Raw genomic sequence first — 17,230 nt, forward strand, 5'->3', positions numbered from 1 at the left:
GGTTAAACTTTCCTAAAGTATAAAAAAAGGAGGCCTGCGTTTTGACTCTTAAAATAAAAGTTTATTCGGATTTTGTATGACCGTTTTGTTTTTTAGCGGAGGTGCCGCTTCAGGAAGCAATTAAAGATAAAGACGTAGAAGTAGAATGGATGCCGTTTGAATTGCGGCCTTATCCAAATGAAACGCTGAGACCAGAAGACAATTACTTGCAATCAACTTGGAAACAATCTGTGTACCCGATGGCAGAGAGAATGGGAATCGATATTGTCCTTCCCGGTGTTTCTCCACAACCGCATACCCATTTAGCATTTGAGGGGTATCAGTATGCTAAAGAAATGGGAAAAGGGAATGTTTATAATGACAGGGTACTTCGTGCTTTTTTTCAAGAAGAACAAGACATTGGCAAGATCGAAGTGTTAACGCAGTTAGCAGAAGAGGTTGGTTTAAATAAAAACAAATATCAAGAGGTGTTAGAAGCACGAACGTATAAAGAAAAACACCAAAAAGCATTAAAACATGGCTACCAAGAAGCTAATATCACAGCTGTACCAACTTTTATAATTGGAAAGACGACCATTACGGGGATGCGTTCGAAGGAAGCACTCGAGCACATTATAGAGCAAGAAAGGTAAAGCAAAGAGAAATCAATTTTTCACAAGTATAGACTGCACTTATCTAACAAAATCTATCCTTATAGACTTAATAAGAATGAAGGAGATAAGGATATGGCAAAACAAAATCCGAAAGGTCCGAAACAACAGGAAAAAGTAAACTTGCCTCAAAGTCTGAAACAACCGTATGGAGAGCCAATGGATGGTTCTCATAAAGTGAAAAACAGAAATCATTCACGACAAAAAAAGAATACTTCTCATGATATGTAGTGTAATCAGCCCGCATTTTCTACCGTGCGGGCTGATTACGTACCCTGTAATTTTCTCCTTAAATAAAAGGATTATGGAGTGAATGTAAATAAAAGATATACCGGTCTAGTGAGATCGAATTTTCATTGTGCTGAATAATGACATACATCCATTTTCGTCTAACATAGTCCGGTCGCTGCATGGTTATATTAGCTAAATGGAAAAAGTCTGGTCTGGCAACTATACTTGATAGGTACGCGGATCTGGTAGCGTTTGGTTTTCTTAAATCATTTAAAATCTCAACCATTTCACTAGCGGTCGTAATGCCTATGCCGTGTCCAAAATACAGACCGTTATCCAGAACAACGGCATTTTCCCCGCGCCACTGCGACATGTGCGGATGATAGTCGGGATTTTCAAAATATACAACGTCTCCAGGAATAAAGTAATTGGTATTTCTCGTGGTTAAACCTAAATCAGGGTCAAAATTCCAACTGTACAATTGAATATTTTGAAAAAGGCGATTGAATGCATTCTCTCCAATAACGCGTAATACAGCATAGTAATAAATAATAATCATAGCAGTTGCACATTCAAATCCGTAAAAAGAGCTGTTAGTAAAGATATCGCGAATAGCATCTGATGGCCTTGTGCCAGGTAATAATTCGATAGAACCAATATTAGTTACAAACCAGTACTGCGGGTTTGCTCGAGTCATAGAAAAAATTTCAAATTCCACATTACTGTCATGTAAAGCTCTTGCACTTGCAATGATATTTTTTCGCAGTTTTACTTCAAATGACAATACATTCATGGAAGGAAAGGAATAGATGAATGAATCATCCATTAATGCTTGAACAATTCTATTTTCTATACTTCCTGAGGGCCAAAGGTTCGTCTGGTAAAAAGCCGTCCCCGCCACTTGAATCATAAAATACCTCTTTCTGAGATTAGATATTTATTGTAGCGTATTTTCAAACGGAGGCTTTTATGCGTCATTTTTAATACAGACAACAGAAAGGCGATCGGATTTTAAAAAATCCGCTGGTGCAATATCTCCTGGACTGCGGTGAGGAAATAAGTTAATTCCTGCCCTGTAATAAGAATGATCAATCACTTCACTACATATAAATCTTTCTTTTAAACTTAAAGTATGGGGAAGATCTACTTTAATAACATATTTCAATATCATGCCAAGTATCCTAAGGTAATCATAAGAACTGCCTTTCTTTTTAATGCTAAATAAATGATATTATTGAATTGTTCCTCTGTAGCATCTTTTACGCGTAATAGGGTAAATTCACGTTTATAATTGATGTGATGTATATTTACTACTTTAAAAAAATTGTGTCAATCATTTCTGTTTCATCCATTGCTGAGTATATGGAGATTTTGTAGCCCAAGAAACAAGTTTACTTGGCAGCGTGTTCTTTTTTTTATAGAGTAATATGTCTCCCTTTTGCACGCGCACCTGTTCCATATGTCACCCAAATTCCTTTCATGCTTGTCTGCTACTAGGATGTCCATTTCGATTAATATTAAAAAGATGGATGTTTTCGCGTTTTCTTATGTTCTTCAAAGTCCCAGTTTGATAAAAACTTTTTTGCTGAGACGTATCCGGATTGATAAAGGAATGTAATATCTTCATCTGTAAGGTCAAAATCTGTAGAAGTAATATTTCCTGTTGGGATTTGTATTGTGCGTTCTTTGGTTTCCTCATTGATATACCTTAAATCATGTGCTTGCATCATTGTCTTAAATATATTTTTAAAAAGATGGATAGGGGTAGGAATAACAGAACCGATATTTATTTCTTCTTTTACAAAACGAAAACCAAACGTAGGAAAACGAGGATTGGGAACATCAAAAATCCATATAGGAAAATTACTAAGCAGTCCGCCATCTAAAATATATGATTTATGATCATCTTTTGTTTTCCAAATAACCGGCCGGAAGAAAAAAGGCATAGAAGCACTCATCATAACGGCAGTTGATATTTTTAAATCATTTGGAGTCATATTATATCGTACTAAATCATCAGGCAATATGAGCATCTGCCCGTTTGAAATATCGGAGGCAATTATTTTTAATTTGTCTTCTGGAAGATCTGCAAAGGTGTGGACGCCTTTTTTTGCGAGCAGGGTATCCATCCAGTTTTCTAAATAGTCATTTTTATAAATTCCTAAGTGAAAGGTTAATTCTAAAAAGCTCCCTATAAGAGGAATGTGATGGAAGAAAGTTCTGCCCCGAAACTTCGAATAATCCATCTTTTTTAGCAATTCTTGCATTTCACAGCTTTTATAACCGCTAGCTAATAGGGCAGCAATGGCAGCTCCTGCTGATGTGCCAGCTAGCCGCTGCCAATCTATATTGCATTCTTCCATAGCGTGAATAGCCCCTGTAAAAGCAATTCCGCGAACCCCGCCGCCTTCGAATACTGCATCTGCTTTCAAAATAACCCACCTCACGATACCGGTTGAGTGTTTCCTTTCCTATATTCTGTTTTTGAAAGGAGATTCCTTTGTTCATTCTTTTTCTTAAAACTTTAGGAAATTTGTTAATCGATCAAAGTATAATAAAAACTACGGTGTTTCCGCCATTTCTACTGGGCGGTAAGCCAAGTTTTTCTAATCCAAACTGTTGATTGCTTTCATAAAATAGGAAGCCGGAAGCAATAAACCTATCGCAGCTTCAAGAAGAGAAAAGAACCTGGCGCTTCCAACAGGCACAAGGTCTCCATACCCAACCGATAAAATAGTAACACCACTGAAGTACAACAAATTAAGAAAAGAATCATCTGCAGGCTTTCCTGTAGGATCATTTACTTTTAAGACAACTGTTTCTAAAGATAATAAATAATAAAGGATCGCAAAACCAAAAGTGATACTAAAAAGCACAAAAAACAATTGACAAAAAAGAGCAGGCCTTACATAACTTTGTTTGTATGATTTGTTGGTGAAAAAATATATGAGATTTAAAAGAAGAAATAATATAGTTATTCCGATAAGTACAGCAGACAGAATAATAATCCTCCTTTCTATGGAATAATTTTCTGTTTACCCGATTTGCTGCAAAATAAAAAGTTTATTTTATCGTAAAATTCATTGACATGTAACCTGAAGGTTTCGTAAAATTAATGCGAAACCATATAGTTACATATAACCTGACAGGAGGAATTTGTTATGAGTAAACATACATCAGGGACTCCTGATATTTGTAAAACGACGGTATTTCATGCGGACATCGAAAAAGTATGGGAGGCAGCAGCAACACCAAAAGGTATAGAGGCTTGGTTTATGCCGAATAATTTCACCCCGCAAGCAGGGGAAGAATTTACGCTTCATACTCCTTTTGGACCTACGCCTTGTAAAGTTTTAGAGTTTGATGCCCCTTATAAGCTGGTTTTTGCGTGGGGAGAAGATGGTTGGATCGTTTCTTTTGAATTAAAAGATTTAGGAGATAAAACGGAATTTACTTTAGTTCATTCAGGATGGGGAGAGCCAGAAGATATAGTACCTGGTCCAGGACCGGATCAAACTAATGAAGAGATAAGAAATCGAATGAACAATGGCTGGGACTCTTTAGTACATGAAAAACTTCGAAAAGTAGTGGAAGAATAATGGGAGCTCAAGAGAAACCAGATATATTTCAAGCCATTGCGGATCCTTCGCGGCGAAAAATGCTTACGTTATTAGCAGAGCGTGAGATGCCGGTAACAAAGTTGAGTCAACATTTCCCAATGAGCCGTACTGCTGTTTCAAAACATTTGCGAATTCTATCCGATGCGAAGCTGGTCAGCATCGAGAAGTCCGGACGTGAAAAGCGTTACAAACTGCAGCCAAATTCTCTTATAGAACTGAAAGAATGGCTTTCCTTTTTTGAGCAGTTTTGGGATAACAAATTGGTTATGTTGAAGCATTACGTAGAAAACAATGATTCTAATAAAGACAAGGAATAGAGTAAATCTTCCATCTAAATGAATAAAGAAGGGATGCTCTTTTTCCTTTTATGAGTGGAAAAAATTGACAAAACACTCCGATTACCCTTATGGTAGTAGTTGATAGCTCATTGCTATCATCTGCTATCAAAATAATAGCAGATGATATTACAGGAGGCTGATTTGATGAATTCAGAAAGCGCAAAGGTCCAGCTCAATGTCCGTGTCCGTAAAGAAACGGCTCAGTTACTAGAGGAAGTTGTAGAATACTATCAGGAAAATACGAAATATGGAAAGGTACATAAGGGAGAAGTTTTAACAGATATCATCGAAAAATCTCATAAAATTATGGAAAAGCAAAAATTGATGACAAGACGGAAATACTAACAGCAGCGATATAGAAGCTGAATGAGGGAGGAATCAAGTTCCTATAGTTCCTCCCTTCCAGCGGGAAGATCATTTTAAAACCTTCTCTAAGGAAAGTTGTTCGTTTTATGCTAGAAGCAGGCGGAATCCGCCAAACACGGCTAATAATAAGATGATAATATTAAATTGTTTTTGAGGAATCAAAGGCAGGAATTTTATACCTAAATAGGTCCCCCCAAAGATAGCCGGGATAACCCAGGCGTTAAAAGATACTGTTTCCCATGTAATTAATCCTAAGCCAATATACATTGGCACTTTAATGAGATTAACAGAGAGGAAAAACCATGCCCCTGTCCCGATAAATTCTTTTTTAGGAAGGGCGATTGCTAGTAAAAATATGGCCATGATCGGTCCGGCAGCATTACCAACCATTGTAGTGAAACCAGCTAACGTACCCATTATTCCTACAAACCATTTTGATTGAGGAATGGCATCAAGCCACTTTGAACCCCAGCGCTCTCTTAATATTTGAAGGGCTAACATTATTAATATGATTACCCCTAAAATGATCTCAATCGGCCTGCTTGACACAATAAAATATAATAAAATGAACCCGCTGAACAATCCTCCTAATACCCAGGGAAGTAAAGAAAACAAGGTTTTCCAATTAACACTTCGTCTATAATATGTAACAGCAACGATATCTGCTGTAATTAACATCGGCAAAACGATGCCTATCGATTCTCGTGCGGGAAAAATAGAAGCCATAACAGCAACAACCAAGATGCCAAGCGTAGGCAAACCAGTTTTAGAAATACCAATTAAAATGGCACATAATACGACGAGGACTATATCTAACGTAGTCAAATCAAACATACTTTTTATTCACCTCCCTTAAATTAGTAACATTTCTCATTTTAATAGAATATAAAGAAAACTCAATTAAAATGTTTTTAAAACTGCATTTATTTGTTGAAACGTAGACTTTATCATGTGCTGCGTTATAATGATGAAAGAAATTATCGTCTTAAGAACGGGCTAGGGCAGGTGAAAACAATGGATATCAAACAACTTCAATATTTTATTGAAATAAATCGGTTCAACAGCTTTAGTAAAGCAGCTGAGCATTTATATGTGACACAACCAACTATTAGTAAAATGATTAAAAATTTAGAGAAAGAGTTCAATGTGAGTTTATTTGACCGCTCGAAAAAACGGGTAGTGCTAACCGATGCAGGTAAAATTATTTTGGAGCAAGCTCAAGTAATTCTTAACGCATTTAAGGATTTAGAAAATCAATTAGAAAACCTGTCGGGGCTAAAACAAGGGCATATTCGGATCGGCTTGCCTCCCATGGTCGGTTCTAGCTTTTTTCCAAATATCATAGGAGCATTTCGTGAATGTTATCCTGCCATCTCCATTGAATTAATGGAAAATGGATCAAATAAAATTGCAGAAGATGTAGAAGATGGAACCCTTGATCTTGGAGTCGTCGTCTTGCCCATTAATAATGATATATTCGATTCTTTTTCCTTTGTAACAGAAGATATTAAACTGGTCGTTCATCCATCACATGCTTTAGTTAAAAAAGAAAAGATAACATTAAAAGATTTAAAAAAAGAGCATTTTATGTTGTTGAATAGTGATTTTGCGTTAAGAAACCGAATTATGTCTGCATGCAAGAGAGAAGAATTTCAACCGTTTATCGTTTTTGAAAGTTCGCAATGGGACTTATTAGGAAAGATGGCCGCATCTAAATTAGGGGTGACCCTTTTACCGGAGAGCATATGTGATCAATTAAAAGGGGATATTGTTACATTGCCGATTGAACATTCTGATATGTATTGGAAACTTGCTGTCATTTGGAGAAAAGATAGTTATTTATCTCATGCTGCTAATGAGTGGCTTCGATTTGCCAAGGAAAAGCTCCATTCGTAATGTTTTTATGCCGGCCTTCATTTGTAACCGTTATCATAGACAGGAGTTATCTACTCTTATATAATAATTCCATTTTACGCATAATACGTTTCATACTAATATAAAGACTGTAAATGAATCGTTTTTTGGTAGAAAAGGTGAATGTAAAAATGGAAAGTAAGCACCCGAAAGATAGCAGAGTTGTTAACACTGATCAGGTTTTATGCAGTGATTTAAATAATTACAATACGTTATTTGGCGGCGTCTTAATGAAAAAACTCGATGGCTGTGCCGTATTGTCAGCAAGGCGTCACTCTAGAGCAAAAGAGTGCGTTACTGCCTCAACAGATTCCATTGATTTTTTAAGTCCTATTTATCAAACAGATTCAGTTTGTATTGAATCGTTTGTTTCTTATACAGGTGAAAGTTCGATGGAAATATTTTGTAAAGTGATTGCAGAAGATATGATATCGGGAGAACGCCGTATTGCTACAACCGCTTTTTTAACATTTGTGGCTTTAAATGAAAGGAAAAAACCTATTAAAGTACCGGGAATTTCCCCTGTCACAGAAGAAGAAAAAAAGCTGTTTGAAACTGGCCCGGAGAGGGAACAACTGCGAAAACTAAAAAGAGAAAAAAGTAAAGAATTAGCTGGGTCCATTAGTTTGGAAAAACCATGGGAGATCTAGAGGGGGAAGAAATAATGATTGCATTATCAAGTTTAGAAGAATTATACTCTGGTAGAAAAAAGCTTAATAATTTAATACAGCAACAACCGGATTTGTATGAAGAATTAGTACACGTGACAAGTTTAACACGACAATTGCACATTAAATACCGGTACTTGGGTTGTATATTAATAGAAGAAGATCCCGATATATATGCAAACCCTCACTTAAGAGCATCTGTTATCAAATTGTATAACGATGAAGTGCGGAAATTAAAAAATCATTCTCATTTTGAGGAAATTAGAAAATTGTTTTTTCTTTCTAAAGAAATGGGGCATGAAAACCTCTGCAAGTTAATCCTTGGTCAACGTCCAGAGACTTTAAAAGGGTACTCGGGATAAAAAACGCATATGAATAAAAAAAGCTTGTCTCCGATAAAAAGACAAGCTTTTTTAAATGGTTATAAAAGCATAAAAATTTACTATTCAACAGATATGGATAAAATAATATGCTATCCTTTAAGGATAGTGTACTTTATACAAAGGAATGGAAACGATGACCTGGGATATATTAAATGTCATAGGAACAATTGCATTTGCACTTAGCGGTGTGATTGTGGCTATGGAAGAAGAATATGATTTAATGGGTGTTTATATATTAGGGTTTGTAACGGCGTTTGGCGGAGGGGCTATTCGTAATCTTCTTATAGGTGTGCCTGTATCTGCATTGTGGGAACAAGGGGACTTATTTGTTATTGCTTTTATAGCAATGACTATCGCATTTATTCTCCCGAAACTGTGGATTCATCATTGGGTGAAGTGGGGGGTATTGTTTGATGCGATCGGTTTAGCCTCTTTTGCTATTCAAGGAGCGATTTATGCTGCAAATATTGGGCACCCAGTTAGTGCTGCAATTGCAGCCGCCGCTTTAACAGGAACAGGCGGCGGAATGATAAGAGATGTGTTAGCAGATCGAAAACCAATGTTTTTGCGACAAGAAATTTATATCGCCTGGGCGATGCTGGCAGGTTTAATTGTTGGGATGGGGCTGGTTGATTCTACACCTGGCTACATTCTTTTGCTTATCCTAATTGTAACACTTAGAATGCTTTCCGTTTCTTTTCATTGGCGCCTGCCGTACCGCCGAATAAATGATTGACGAGTGAGTGTCTCAGTTATGTTGTCAATTTTCTAAGTTAGCGCTGATTAATCCAAGCAAGACTCCCAACAAAGCGCCTCCGGCTACTTCAGCCGGCTGATGGCCAAGTAGTTCGTTTAACTGGTCTTCTTGTTTTTCGTGCCTTAAACTAGGAAAATCATCTGAAATCACTTCAATATCTTCGTCAATGTCATTTACCAGTGTCGCAATTTCGCCTGTATGACGTCTAATTCCTTGGGCGTCATACATTACGATAGCACCAAAAATGACAGCAATAGCCGTTTCAATAGACGTGGTTCCTTTATTTGCTGCAATGTAAGAAGCAAGTGAAGCTACCCCTGCTGAGTGGGAGCTGGGCATGCCGCCGGTCTGAAATACAGTCTTCCATTTCCATTTGTCTGTTTTTCTTTTATGTGTAAAAACTTTAAGACCTTGTGCGATACCAATTGCAGATAATGCCGTCACTATTCCTCGATTCATTTGAATTCACCTCTTATATGGTTTCTTAATTCTAAAGGTGTTATGTGAATACCAAAGTATAAGACTTGCATTTCATTAGGTGCTCGAATTTTTTGCAATGTTACTTGATTTGCACAATTATTTTATCCTTTCAAGCTTTGATTTATCCGGCATTTTTACAGATAATAAATGACTAACATTAATCCAATGATTATGTATACCTAATTTGTTCCACTTCTAAGGTATATTATGAAATGGTCAGCAAAAGAAGTATGCACACAGCACAGGAAAGCAGAAATGCCGCTTTTGCCACAGAACGCGGCGTTTTTAGGAAGCTTCCTTTACAAGGCAGCTAGCAAGTTGAGCCTTTCAAAAATGTATCATATTGGCAAAATCCAGTTTAGCTTTGAAACCTCAAGCCCACAAAAAGGATGTGAAGAAAGCCTGTCTAGGGAATATCAGGGGCTTGCACTTTACTAAAAACCTGTTTTTTCTTTTCATTAGTATCAAAAACCAACTTGACACATAGGAATAATAAAGATACGATTAAACATAATAATTCTGACGCTAGATTGCAAGTTTAGTCATCCCTGTATTTTCTCATAGATGCTGTCGAGTTTAAACCAAGGATGTGCCTGACTCAACGTGTCACCGGCATTTGATTTTTATACATAATGGTGATGATACATCTAGCATTATGTCTGTCTGAAAAACTATGGAGATGGATAAAAAATATGCTTTGTGAGGTGGATACTGTTGCAGCTTCTCATAAATAACAGTCCTTTTAGTCAAGAACAAACGGATTTACTTAATCGAGTGTTGCCAACATTAACAGAAGAACAAAAAATATGGTTGAGCGGCTATCTAGCTGCCAACCAAACAGCAGCTGCGCCTGCAGCACAAAATGCAGCTGCATTGCAAGAAGCACCCCAAGTGCTTTCGCAAGGTGCTGTTCAAAGTGTTTCTAAAGAAATAACTATTCTCTATGGATCACAAACCGGGAATGGGCAGAGTATAGCGGAGGATGCAAGCCAAAAGTTAAAAGAGCAGGGTTTTGACGTGACTCTTTCGTCAATGGATAGCTTTAAGCCAAAAACACTTAAGAAAATAGAAAACCTGCTAGTCATCGTGAGCACTCATGGAGAGGGCGATCCGCCGGACAATGCTCTTTCTTTCTATGAATTTCTGCATGGCAGACGTGCACCTAAATTAGAGGAGCTTCGTTACTCTGTTCTTGCCTTAGGTGATACTTCTTATGAGTTCTTCTGTCAAACAGGAAAAGATTTTGATAAGCGATTAGAAGAGCTGGGAGGCGAACGTCTTCACGAGCGTGTTGATTGTGATGTGGACTTTGAAGAATCCGCTGAAGAATGGCTAGATGGAGTATTAGGTTCACTGCAAGAAGCAACGAAAGCAAACGCACCTGCTAATGCCCCAGCACCTCTGCAAGAAGAGGCAGTTACAGCAGGAGCTCCATCACCTTATTCTAGAAAAAATCCTTTTCGAGCAGAACTTTTAGATAATATTAATCTAAATGGACGCGGCTCTAATAAAGAAACGCGTCATCTTGAATTATCTCTTGAAGGATCAGGTCTTGAATACGAACCAGGAGATAGTTTAGGAATTTATCCTGAAAATGACCCTGAACTCGTTGATAAATTGTTAGATGAAATGAGCTGGGATCCTGACGAATTAATTACAATAAATAAAAAAGGAGAGCAGCGGTCTTTACGCGAAGCATTGATTTCTATTTATGAAATTACTGTTTTGACTAAACCGCTTCTTGAAAAAGCAGCACCGCTTTCTGATAATAGCAGCCTGCAGGAACTGGTGGAAAAAGGCAATGAGGATAGCTTAAGAGAATATATAACAGGAAGAGACCTTTTGGATTTAGGCAGAGATTTTGCGCCTTGGAATGTTCCGGCAAGTGAGTTTGTTAAGATTCTTAGAAAAATTCCTCCGCGTTTATATTCTATTGCCAGCTCTCCAACAGCAAATCCAGATGAAGTACACTTAACGATTGGTACAGTTCGATATGAAACGCACGGACGGGCACGTACGGGAGTATGCTCTGGTCAATGTGCAGAACGTACGGAACCAGGTGACTTGCTCCCTGTATATATTCAAAAAAATCCAAACTTCAAACTTCCTGAGGATACGGATACGCCGATCATAATGATAGGGCCAGGTACTGGTGCTGCACCGTTTAGAGCTTTCTTAGAAGAAAGAGAAGAAACGGAAGCAGAAGGGAAAACATGGATGTTCTTTGGAGATCAGCATTTTAGATCCGATTTTATTTACCAGGTAGAATGGCAGAGATGGCTAAAAGAAGGTGTTCTAACAAAAATGGATGTGGCCTTCTCGCGTGATACAGCGGAAAAAGTGTATGTACAGCACCGTATGCTCGAAAAGAGTGAGGAGTTTTATAACTGGCTTATGGAAGGCGCTGTCGTTTATGTTTGCGGGGACGAACAATACATGGCCAGCGATGTCCATGAAGCAATAAGAACAATCCTGCAGCAAGAAGGCGGCATGAGTGAGCAAGATGCCGATGCTTATATTGAAGATATGCAGCAGCAAAAACGTTATCAACGTGATGTGTATTAATGGAGAGGAAAGGGGATAAACCATGGAAAAAAATAAAGTAGTGGTTCCAGCCCAATCTGGACCTCCCAGTGATAATGAAAGAATAAAAAGAGAAAGTAATTATCTACGGGGAACGTTGGAAGAATCTCTTGCAGATCCGCTTACTGCAGCGGTTTCTGCCGATGATGCCCAATTGACAAAGTTTCACGGAAGTTATTTACAAGACGACAGAGATGTACGTAATGAAAGACGCCAGCAAAAGTTAGAACCAGCGTATTCCTTCATGGTGCGTGTACGTCTTCCTGGCGGAGTGGCTACACCGAAACAATGGTTAACAATGGACGATGTGGCTCATAAATATGGAAACGGTACGCTTCGTTTGACAACGCGTCAAACGTTTCAATTGCACGGTATCCTGAAGTGGGACATGAAGAAAAACATGCAGGCGATGGACGAAGCAATGATGGATACGATTGCTGCTTGCGGCGATGTGAATAGAAATGTAATGTGTAATTCAAATCCATACCAAACAGAGGTACACGCGGATGTCTATGACTGGGCAACGAAGATCAGTGAACATCTTCTTCCGAAAACGAGAGCCTACCATGAAATTTGGCTTAACGATGAAAAAGTAGTGGACAGCTCTCAGACTGAAGATGAAGTCGAGCCTATGTATGGAGCATTGTATTTGCCAAGAAAATTTAAAATTGGTATTGCTGTTCCTCCATCAAATGACATAGATGTATTTTCCCAAGATATCGGCTTCATTGCGATTGTGGAAGACGGACAGCTGCAAGGATTTAACATTTCCGTTGGCGGGGGCCTGGGAATGACCCACGGGGAAACGGATACTTATCCTCAGCTAGGACGAGTCATCGGTTTCTGTAAACCAGAAGATGTCCTTGAGGTAGCAGAAAAAATTCTGACTATCCAGCGAGATTATGGCAACCGGTCCAACCGAAAAAACGCTCGCTTTAAATATACCATTGATGCCAGAGGTTTAGACTGGTTAAAAGATGAACTTCATGAGAGATTGGGTTGGAATTTAGAAGAACAACGAGACTATCATTTCGAAAATAACGGAGACAGCTATGGCTGGGTGAAAGGAATAAACAACCGCTGGCACCTTACATTGTTTATTCAAAATGGCCGAATTAAAGATACGGATGATTATCAGTTAATGACTGGTCTTCGAGAAATTGCAAACATTCATACCGGTGACTTCCGACTCACTCCAAATCAGAACTTGATTATCAGTAATGTGACACCTCAAAAGAAACGTAAAATTAATGAACTTGTTGAAAAGTACGGTCTGTCAGATGGCAAACGCGATTCAGCATTACGTAGAAATTCAATGGCTTGTGTTGCTTTTCCAACGTGCGGACTTGCTATGGCAGAATCAGAACGTTACTTGCCGTCTTTAATTGATAAACTGGAGATTATTATGGAAGAAGCAGGATTGCAAGACGATGAAATAACTATCCGAATGACTGGCTGTCCAAACGGATGTGCTCGTCCAACTTTAGCTGAAATTGGCTTTATTGGTAAAGCACCAGGAAAGTACAACATGTATATGGGTGCTGGATTTGCAGGGGAAAGACTTAATAAGCTATATCGTGAAAACATTGGAGAAGAAGAAATACTAGAAACATTACGTCCGATTTTGTTGGAATATGCAAAAGAAAGGCAGGAAGGCGAGCACTTTGGTGACTATGTCATCCGTGCCGGGTATGTAAAAGAAGTGGAATCGGGATTAGATTTTCATAACTAATTAGAAATAGGTGAAGGCAGGGCCAATAGAGGTCCTGCTTTTTTTAATTGAGGAAAGTTTAACTTTGTTAAACGATCAAAGTATAAGAAAACTAAGGTTTTCGCCATAAAGACTCGGCGGCAAGCCTAGTTTTTCTAATATCGCTTTAAGAAAGTTTCTAATGGCTAATTAGAATTCAGGCCGCATTTTAATGAAAACCTTCTAATTTTCTTATTTAAAATTTTTTGGTAAGCCGAGTTTTTTTCGTTTAAGCATCTAAGCAAAGTTTTTCACTCCGAATACAATATAGAATACAAATTCTGTAAACGGAAAGGTGGTGAGTCGTATAGTTATATGGGATCAGTATAAGGTAGAAGCTTCTCCAAAAGGCAGAGGAACATATGGAAAAGTGTACTTTGGGTTTGATCTTAAAAATAGGCAAAAGGTTTGTATCAAAAAAGTTCCTAATGTCACTATTGCTAAGAAAGAAGTATCTATCATGAAAACATATGGACATGGAAAAAAGGGGAAACACTTGGGCTGAGTAATTTTTTTACTATGCAGGAAAAAAAAGTCCCAGAAGCAAGCTGTACGGATCTTATGGCTGCCCTACGTCCTTTTTCATAGCGGGACGTTAAGTAACCAGTGAGTTTCGGATAGTATATTGTATGATTAGCATTTGTGAAAACAGCGGAATATTAAATATAACCCTGCAAAGACAGGAACTTTCAAGGGAATTACCTTTTCTTTTCTTAGCCATTTTCGGTATGCTAATAGTGAAATGATTTACTTCCTAAAGGAGAATAGATCGATGAGTGAAGTAGACAACCATAATAGTAAAGAGTTAGATGAAGAGACCTTGCTACTGGTTACACAAACGTTTAAAGCTTTGTCCGATCCGACTCGAGTGAGGATATTATATTTATTATCGCAAAAAGAGTGTGCTGTTTCTCAAATTGCAAAGGAATTATCTTTGCTTCAATCTACGGTATCCCACCAGTTAAGTTTTTTAAAAAAGCTTCGTTTAGTGAAATTCAGAAGAGAAGGGACGTCCATATACTATTCTCTAGAAGACCAGCACGTGGTGTCTCTTTTAAACCAATCGATAAATCACTGCCTTCATGACTAAAAACAAACCATGCTCATAAATGAGTACATGGTTTGTTTTGTTAATTACACGTATCATCGTGGCGGTGAATCATCGGAGGCCCTTCTAATTGGATGGTGCTGTGATGGATACCAAATTCGTCTTTGAGCCGATCTGTAACGTTTTGCAGCAACTTATCTCTGTCAACATCGTCGTTAACGACAAGGTGGCAAGTTAATGTAGGAAAATCAGAAGTAATGGTCCAGATGTGTAGATCATGAATACTGACGACTCCGTTAAAATTTTTAAGACACTCTCTGACTTCTGAAACTTTTACATGTGCAGGATGTCCTTCCATCAAAACATGAACAGAGTCTCTAGTGACGCGCCATCCGCTGATTAATACAAGAACAGCAACAATAACACTGGCTATCGGATCGGCAAAGCTCCAATCAAAAATCAAAATGAGAAGTGCCGCAAGAATCGCACCCACAGAGCCTAATAAATCTCCAAGAACATGCAAAAAAGCACTTCTAAGATTCAGATTATCTGAGGTATCCCCACGCATTAAAATGAAAGCCACGATAATATTAACGAATAATCCGATAGAAGCGATAGATAACATGCCGATACTGGCTACCTTAGGTGGATCAACAAAACGATGAAACGCTTCGTAAAAGATATAGGCGGAAATGGCCATTAGAGTGATGCCGTTTAAAAATGCCGCTAGTATTTCAAATCGTTTGTACCCAAACGTCTTGGCTGTATCTGCTTTTTTTTCTCCAAGTTTAAACGCAAGCAAGCTTAACCCAAGAGCAGCAGCATCACTTAGCATGTGTCCTGCATCAGATAAAAGCGCTAAGCTGTTGGTTAGTACGCCTCCTATTACTTCTATTATCATAAATAAAGAGATAAGAATAAAACTAATGAGTAAAGCCTTTTTGTTTGCGTGATGGGAATGTCCGTGATTATGGCCCATGAACAACACCTCTTTACACACCGTATTAGCTCACATATATCATTATATGATCATGTATTCATATGGACAATGCTTTTTATATCATTTTATTTGTATCTAAGCACCATATTTTTTCCATACTATAAATGAGGTGAATCAAATGACAATAGTGCGTCTTGGTTATGTGGCGATGAGCATGGAATTACAAAATGCTTCCCCATCAAAAACGATGACATTTGCTCAATTCCAAAAAATCGGAAATAGGGAAGCTGCCATTCGAAAATTAGAAAGAATAGCACTTTCCAATATACAAAATACGCACCGTCTCCTTAAGCATAATGCTGCATCGGATATCCATTTTTATCGTTTATCTTCTCGGCTTATTCCACTGGCAAACCATGAAGAATTAGCTGATTGGGATTACATAGCACCTATACAAAAAAAGCTCAGAGAACTAGGTTCTTTTGCTGCGAAACATAAAATGAGAATAGACTTTCATCCAGATCATTTTGTACTTATTAATTCAAAGAAAAAGGAAGTATTAAAAACAACGATTGAAACATTAAGCCTTCATTATCAATTGTTAAAAGAAATGAGTGTAGACACGACTCACCGCTGCGTCATTCATGTGGGAGGGAATTATAAGGAAACAGAGAAGTCCCTTGAGCGATTTGTAACCAATTGGATGGTAGTCCCAAAACATCTTCAAACCATGATTATGCTTGAAAATGATGATACATCTTTCACGGTGGAAGATACACTATATTTATGTGAAAAATTAGGAATACCACTCGTTTTTGACTATCATCATCATCTTGCTAATCATAAACAATTACATTGGGAAAAGGAGTGGGACCGTATTATCCAAACATGGCAGTATTCCCCGCTGCCTGTAAAAATGCACATTTCCAGTCCGAAAAGCGAGAAAGAGTTTCGCCATCATGCGGACTTGGTGGATATTGATATGTTTTTAACATTCCTAAAAGAAATCAAAGGAAGTGTCCCGCAAATTGACTGCATGATTGAAGCAAAGCGAAAAGATGAAGCACTTTTTCAATTAATGAATAATATTAAAACTAGCGAAGATATCGACATCGTTGACGGTTCAACTTTTTATTTAAAATGAATCCAATTTAAATCTACAGAATAACTTTGTTACCCAGAAACTTACAAAAACAACCGCTATATCAATGAAAAACAAATTCGTAAAATTCATGCCTTTATGCATTTTTAACAACTCAACAGCATAAGAAAAACCCCCGAAACCGTATGCGAATAGCAGAGAAGCCACGGCAGCATAAATATAAAAATTTTTATTTCTATTTGTACAATATTGTTACAATAGCATGAATGTGACGGGGAATAAAACTGCTGTTACCGTCACCCCTAAAGGAAGCAAATGGGTAAGTGTATGGGGGTGGATAAGAATGTTATTCTAAGACAATACGTTACCCACATTTGTATAACATATGTGCGGTGTATCC

Annotated in this window: 21 protein-coding genes; 14 read left to right on the top strand and 7 right to left on the bottom strand. The window is 37.9% G+C overall.

Annotated elements, in window-relative coordinates; genetic code table 11:
• The first annotated feature begins 41 nt into the window (after window positions 1-41).
• Both CEF16_RS04300 and CEF16_RS04305 read left to right on the top strand, forming a co-directional pair.
• Window positions 42-632, top strand: a complete 591-nt coding sequence (locus CEF16_RS04300) for a DsbA family oxidoreductase (protein ID WP_091580105.1) — start codon at window positions 42-44, stop codon at window positions 630-632.
• A 93-nt stretch (window positions 633-725) separates the two neighbouring features.
• Window positions 726-881: a small acid-soluble spore protein P gene (locus CEF16_RS04305; protein WP_091580108.1), complete on the top strand. Its 156-nt coding sequence runs from the start codon at window positions 726-728 to the stop codon at window positions 879-881.
• Window positions 882-939: 58 nt separating this feature from the next.
• On the opposite strand, the gene CEF16_RS04310 is transcribed toward CEF16_RS04305, so the two are convergent.
• The 4 genes from CEF16_RS04310 to CEF16_RS04325 all read right to left on the bottom strand — a co-directional run bounded on the left by CEF16_RS04310 (window position 940) and on the right by CEF16_RS04325 (window position 3,757).
• Window positions 940-1,791, bottom strand: a complete 852-nt coding sequence (locus tag CEF16_RS04310) for a protein-glutamine gamma-glutamyltransferase (protein ID WP_091580110.1) — start codon at window positions 1,789-1,791, stop codon at window positions 940-942.
• 57 nt (window positions 1,792-1,848) lie between these two features.
• Window positions 1,849-2,052, bottom strand: a complete 204-nt coding sequence (locus CEF16_RS04315; RefSeq protein ID WP_091580112.1) for a hypothetical protein — start codon at window positions 2,050-2,052, stop codon at window positions 1,849-1,851.
• Between the two features lie 346 nt (window positions 2,053-2,398).
• Window positions 2,399-3,313: a patatin-like phospholipase family protein gene (locus CEF16_RS04320; RefSeq protein WP_091580113.1), complete on the bottom strand. Its 915-nt coding sequence runs from the start codon at window positions 3,311-3,313 to the stop codon at window positions 2,399-2,401.
• A 174-nt stretch (window positions 3,314-3,487) separates the two neighbouring features.
• On the bottom strand, window positions 3,488-3,757 hold the full coding sequence (locus CEF16_RS04325) for an ion channel (protein ID WP_342750463.1): 270 nt from the start codon (window positions 3,755-3,757) through the stop codon (window positions 3,488-3,490).
• A gap of 285 nt (window positions 3,758-4,042) precedes the next feature.
• Between CEF16_RS04325 and CEF16_RS04330 the strand changes: the two genes are divergently transcribed.
• The 3 genes from CEF16_RS04330 (at window position 4,043) to CEF16_RS04340 (ending at window position 5,184) form a co-directional block, all read left to right on the top strand.
• Window positions 4,043-4,480, top strand: a complete 438-nt coding sequence (locus tag CEF16_RS04330; protein WP_091580119.1) for an SRPBCC family protein — start codon at window positions 4,043-4,045, stop codon at window positions 4,478-4,480.
• Complete coding sequence (locus CEF16_RS04335) at window positions 4,480-4,818, top strand: ArsR/SmtB family transcription factor (protein ID WP_091580122.1); 339 nt, start codon at window positions 4,480-4,482, stop codon at window positions 4,816-4,818. The genes CEF16_RS04330 and CEF16_RS04335 overlap by 1 nt, the downstream gene beginning before the upstream one ends.
• Before the next feature lie 165 nt (window positions 4,819-4,983).
• Window positions 4,984-5,184 (top strand): hypothetical protein, encoded by a 201-nt coding sequence (locus tag CEF16_RS04340; protein ID WP_091580124.1) that lies wholly within the window; start codon window positions 4,984-4,986, stop codon window positions 5,182-5,184.
• A gap of 105 nt (window positions 5,185-5,289) precedes the next feature.
• Here the strand turns inward: CEF16_RS04340 and CEF16_RS04345 are convergent, their stop codons facing one another.
• Window positions 5,290-6,039 (bottom strand): sulfite exporter TauE/SafE family protein, encoded by a 750-nt coding sequence (locus tag CEF16_RS04345; protein WP_091580127.1) that lies wholly within the window; start codon window positions 6,037-6,039, stop codon window positions 5,290-5,292.
• A 180-nt stretch (window positions 6,040-6,219) separates the two neighbouring features.
• Between CEF16_RS04345 and CEF16_RS04350 the strand changes: the two genes are divergently transcribed.
• The 4 genes from CEF16_RS04350 to CEF16_RS04365 all read left to right on the top strand — a co-directional run bounded on the left by CEF16_RS04350 (window position 6,220) and on the right by CEF16_RS04365 (window position 8,906).
• Window positions 6,220-7,101 carry a LysR family transcriptional regulator gene (locus CEF16_RS04350; protein ID WP_091580130.1) on the top strand — a complete coding sequence of 294 codons (882 nt, stop codon included), beginning with the start codon at window positions 6,220-6,222 and terminating at the stop codon, window positions 7,099-7,101.
• Window positions 7,102-7,250: 149 nt separating this feature from the next.
• Complete coding sequence (locus CEF16_RS04355) at window positions 7,251-7,769, top strand: acyl-CoA thioesterase (protein WP_091580132.1); 519 nt, start codon at window positions 7,251-7,253, stop codon at window positions 7,767-7,769.
• A gap of 14 nt (window positions 7,770-7,783) precedes the next feature.
• Window positions 7,784-8,149, top strand: a complete 366-nt coding sequence (locus CEF16_RS04360) for a hypothetical protein (RefSeq protein WP_091580135.1) — start codon at window positions 7,784-7,786, stop codon at window positions 8,147-8,149.
• A 154-nt stretch (window positions 8,150-8,303) separates the two neighbouring features.
• On the top strand, window positions 8,304-8,906 hold the full coding sequence (locus tag CEF16_RS04365) for a trimeric intracellular cation channel family protein (protein ID WP_091580137.1): 603 nt from the start codon (window positions 8,304-8,306) through the stop codon (window positions 8,904-8,906).
• Between the two features lie 24 nt (window positions 8,907-8,930).
• Here CEF16_RS04365 and CEF16_RS04370 read toward each other — a convergent pair whose 3' ends face one another.
• Window positions 8,931-9,386 carry a divergent PAP2 family protein gene (locus tag CEF16_RS04370; RefSeq protein WP_091580140.1) on the bottom strand — a complete coding sequence of 152 codons (456 nt, stop codon included), beginning with the start codon at window positions 9,384-9,386 and terminating at the stop codon, window positions 8,931-8,933.
• Between the two features lie 228 nt (window positions 9,387-9,614).
• Here CEF16_RS04370 and CEF16_RS04375 point away from each other — a divergent pair, with 228 nt between their 5' ends.
• From CEF16_RS04375 to CEF16_RS04395, 4 genes are all read left to right on the top strand, one after another.
• Window positions 9,615-9,845 (top strand): hypothetical protein, encoded by a 231-nt coding sequence (locus tag CEF16_RS04375; protein WP_139185883.1) that lies wholly within the window; start codon window positions 9,615-9,617, stop codon window positions 9,843-9,845.
• A 276-nt stretch (window positions 9,846-10,121) separates the two neighbouring features.
• Window positions 10,122-11,972 (top strand): assimilatory sulfite reductase (NADPH) flavoprotein subunit, encoded by a 1,851-nt coding sequence (locus CEF16_RS04380; RefSeq protein ID WP_091580145.1) that lies wholly within the window; start codon window positions 10,122-10,124, stop codon window positions 11,970-11,972.
• A 22-nt stretch (window positions 11,973-11,994) separates the two neighbouring features.
• Window positions 11,995-13,722: an assimilatory sulfite reductase (NADPH) hemoprotein subunit gene (gene cysI / locus CEF16_RS04385; protein ID WP_091580148.1), complete on the top strand. Its 1,728-nt coding sequence runs from the start codon at window positions 11,995-11,997 to the stop codon at window positions 13,720-13,722.
• A gap of 790 nt (window positions 13,723-14,512) precedes the next feature.
• Window positions 14,513-14,830: an ArsR/SmtB family transcription factor gene (locus CEF16_RS04395; protein ID WP_091580153.1), complete on the top strand. Its 318-nt coding sequence runs from the start codon at window positions 14,513-14,515 to the stop codon at window positions 14,828-14,830.
• A 40-nt stretch (window positions 14,831-14,870) separates the two neighbouring features.
• Here the strand turns inward: CEF16_RS04395 and CEF16_RS04400 are convergent, their stop codons facing one another.
• A complete protein-coding gene (locus CEF16_RS04400; protein WP_091580156.1) occupies window positions 14,871-15,767 on the bottom strand; it encodes a cation diffusion facilitator family transporter in 897 nt (298 codons plus the stop codon).
• A gap of 139 nt (window positions 15,768-15,906) precedes the next feature.
• Between CEF16_RS04400 and uvsE the strand changes: the two genes are divergently transcribed.
• The gene (gene uvsE / locus CEF16_RS04405) at window positions 15,907-16,872 is read left to right on the top strand and encodes a UV DNA damage repair endonuclease UvsE (RefSeq protein WP_091580159.1); all 966 of its coding nucleotides are present in this window, start codon (window positions 15,907-15,909) and stop codon (window positions 16,870-16,872) included.
• Window positions 16,873-17,230: the final 358 nt, after the last annotated feature.

This window comes from Alteribacillus bidgolensis (assembly GCF_002886255.1).
Taxonomy (GTDB): domain Bacteria; phylum Bacillota; class Bacilli; order Bacillales; family Marinococcaceae; genus Alteribacillus; species Alteribacillus bidgolensis.

Excerpts from the sequence above, each read along its gene's own strand:
- CEF16_RS04395 (WP_091580153.1), top strand. The coding sequence starts at position 14,513 with ATGAGTGAAGTAGACAACCATAATAGTAAAGAGTTAGATGAAGAGACC.
- CEF16_RS04340 (WP_091580124.1), top strand. The coding sequence starts at position 4,984 with ATGAATTCAGAAAGCGCAAAGGTCCAGCTCAATGTCCGTGTCCGTAAA.
- CEF16_RS04345 (WP_091580127.1), bottom strand. The coding sequence starts at position 6,039 with ATGTTTGATTTGACTACGTTAGATATAGTCCTCGTCGTATTATGTGCC.
- cysI (WP_091580148.1), top strand. The coding sequence starts at position 11,995 with ATGGAAAAAAATAAAGTAGTGGTTCCAGCCCAATCTGGACCTCCCAGT.
- CEF16_RS04400 (WP_091580156.1), bottom strand. The coding sequence starts at position 15,767 with ATGGGCCATAATCACGGACATTCCCATCACGCAAACAAAAAGGCTTTA.
- CEF16_RS04350 (WP_091580130.1), top strand. The coding sequence starts at position 6,220 with ATGGATATCAAACAACTTCAATATTTTATTGAAATAAATCGGTTCAAC.
- CEF16_RS04315 (WP_091580112.1), bottom strand. The coding sequence starts at position 2,052 with ATGATATTGAAATATGTTATTAAAGTAGATCTTCCCCATACTTTAAGT.
- CEF16_RS04310 (WP_091580110.1), bottom strand. The coding sequence starts at position 1,791 with ATGATTCAAGTGGCGGGGACGGCTTTTTACCAGACGAACCTTTGGCCC.
- CEF16_RS04355 (WP_091580132.1), top strand. The coding sequence starts at position 7,251 with ATGGAAAGTAAGCACCCGAAAGATAGCAGAGTTGTTAACACTGATCAG.
- CEF16_RS04335 (WP_091580122.1), top strand. The coding sequence starts at position 4,480 with ATGGGAGCTCAAGAGAAACCAGATATATTTCAAGCCATTGCGGATCCT.
- CEF16_RS04330 (WP_091580119.1), top strand. The coding sequence starts at position 4,043 with ATGAGTAAACATACATCAGGGACTCCTGATATTTGTAAAACGACGGTA.
- CEF16_RS04365 (WP_091580137.1), top strand. The coding sequence starts at position 8,304 with ATGACCTGGGATATATTAAATGTCATAGGAACAATTGCATTTGCACTT.
- CEF16_RS04360 (WP_091580135.1), top strand. The coding sequence starts at position 7,784 with ATGATTGCATTATCAAGTTTAGAAGAATTATACTCTGGTAGAAAAAAG.
- CEF16_RS04305 (WP_091580108.1), top strand. The coding sequence starts at position 726 with ATGGCAAAACAAAATCCGAAAGGTCCGAAACAACAGGAAAAAGTAAAC.
- uvsE (WP_091580159.1), top strand. The coding sequence starts at position 15,907 with ATGACAATAGTGCGTCTTGGTTATGTGGCGATGAGCATGGAATTACAA.
- CEF16_RS04375 (WP_139185883.1), top strand. The coding sequence starts at position 9,615 with ATGAAATGGTCAGCAAAAGAAGTATGCACACAGCACAGGAAAGCAGAA.
- CEF16_RS04370 (WP_091580140.1), bottom strand. The coding sequence starts at position 9,386 with ATGAATCGAGGAATAGTGACGGCATTATCTGCAATTGGTATCGCACAA.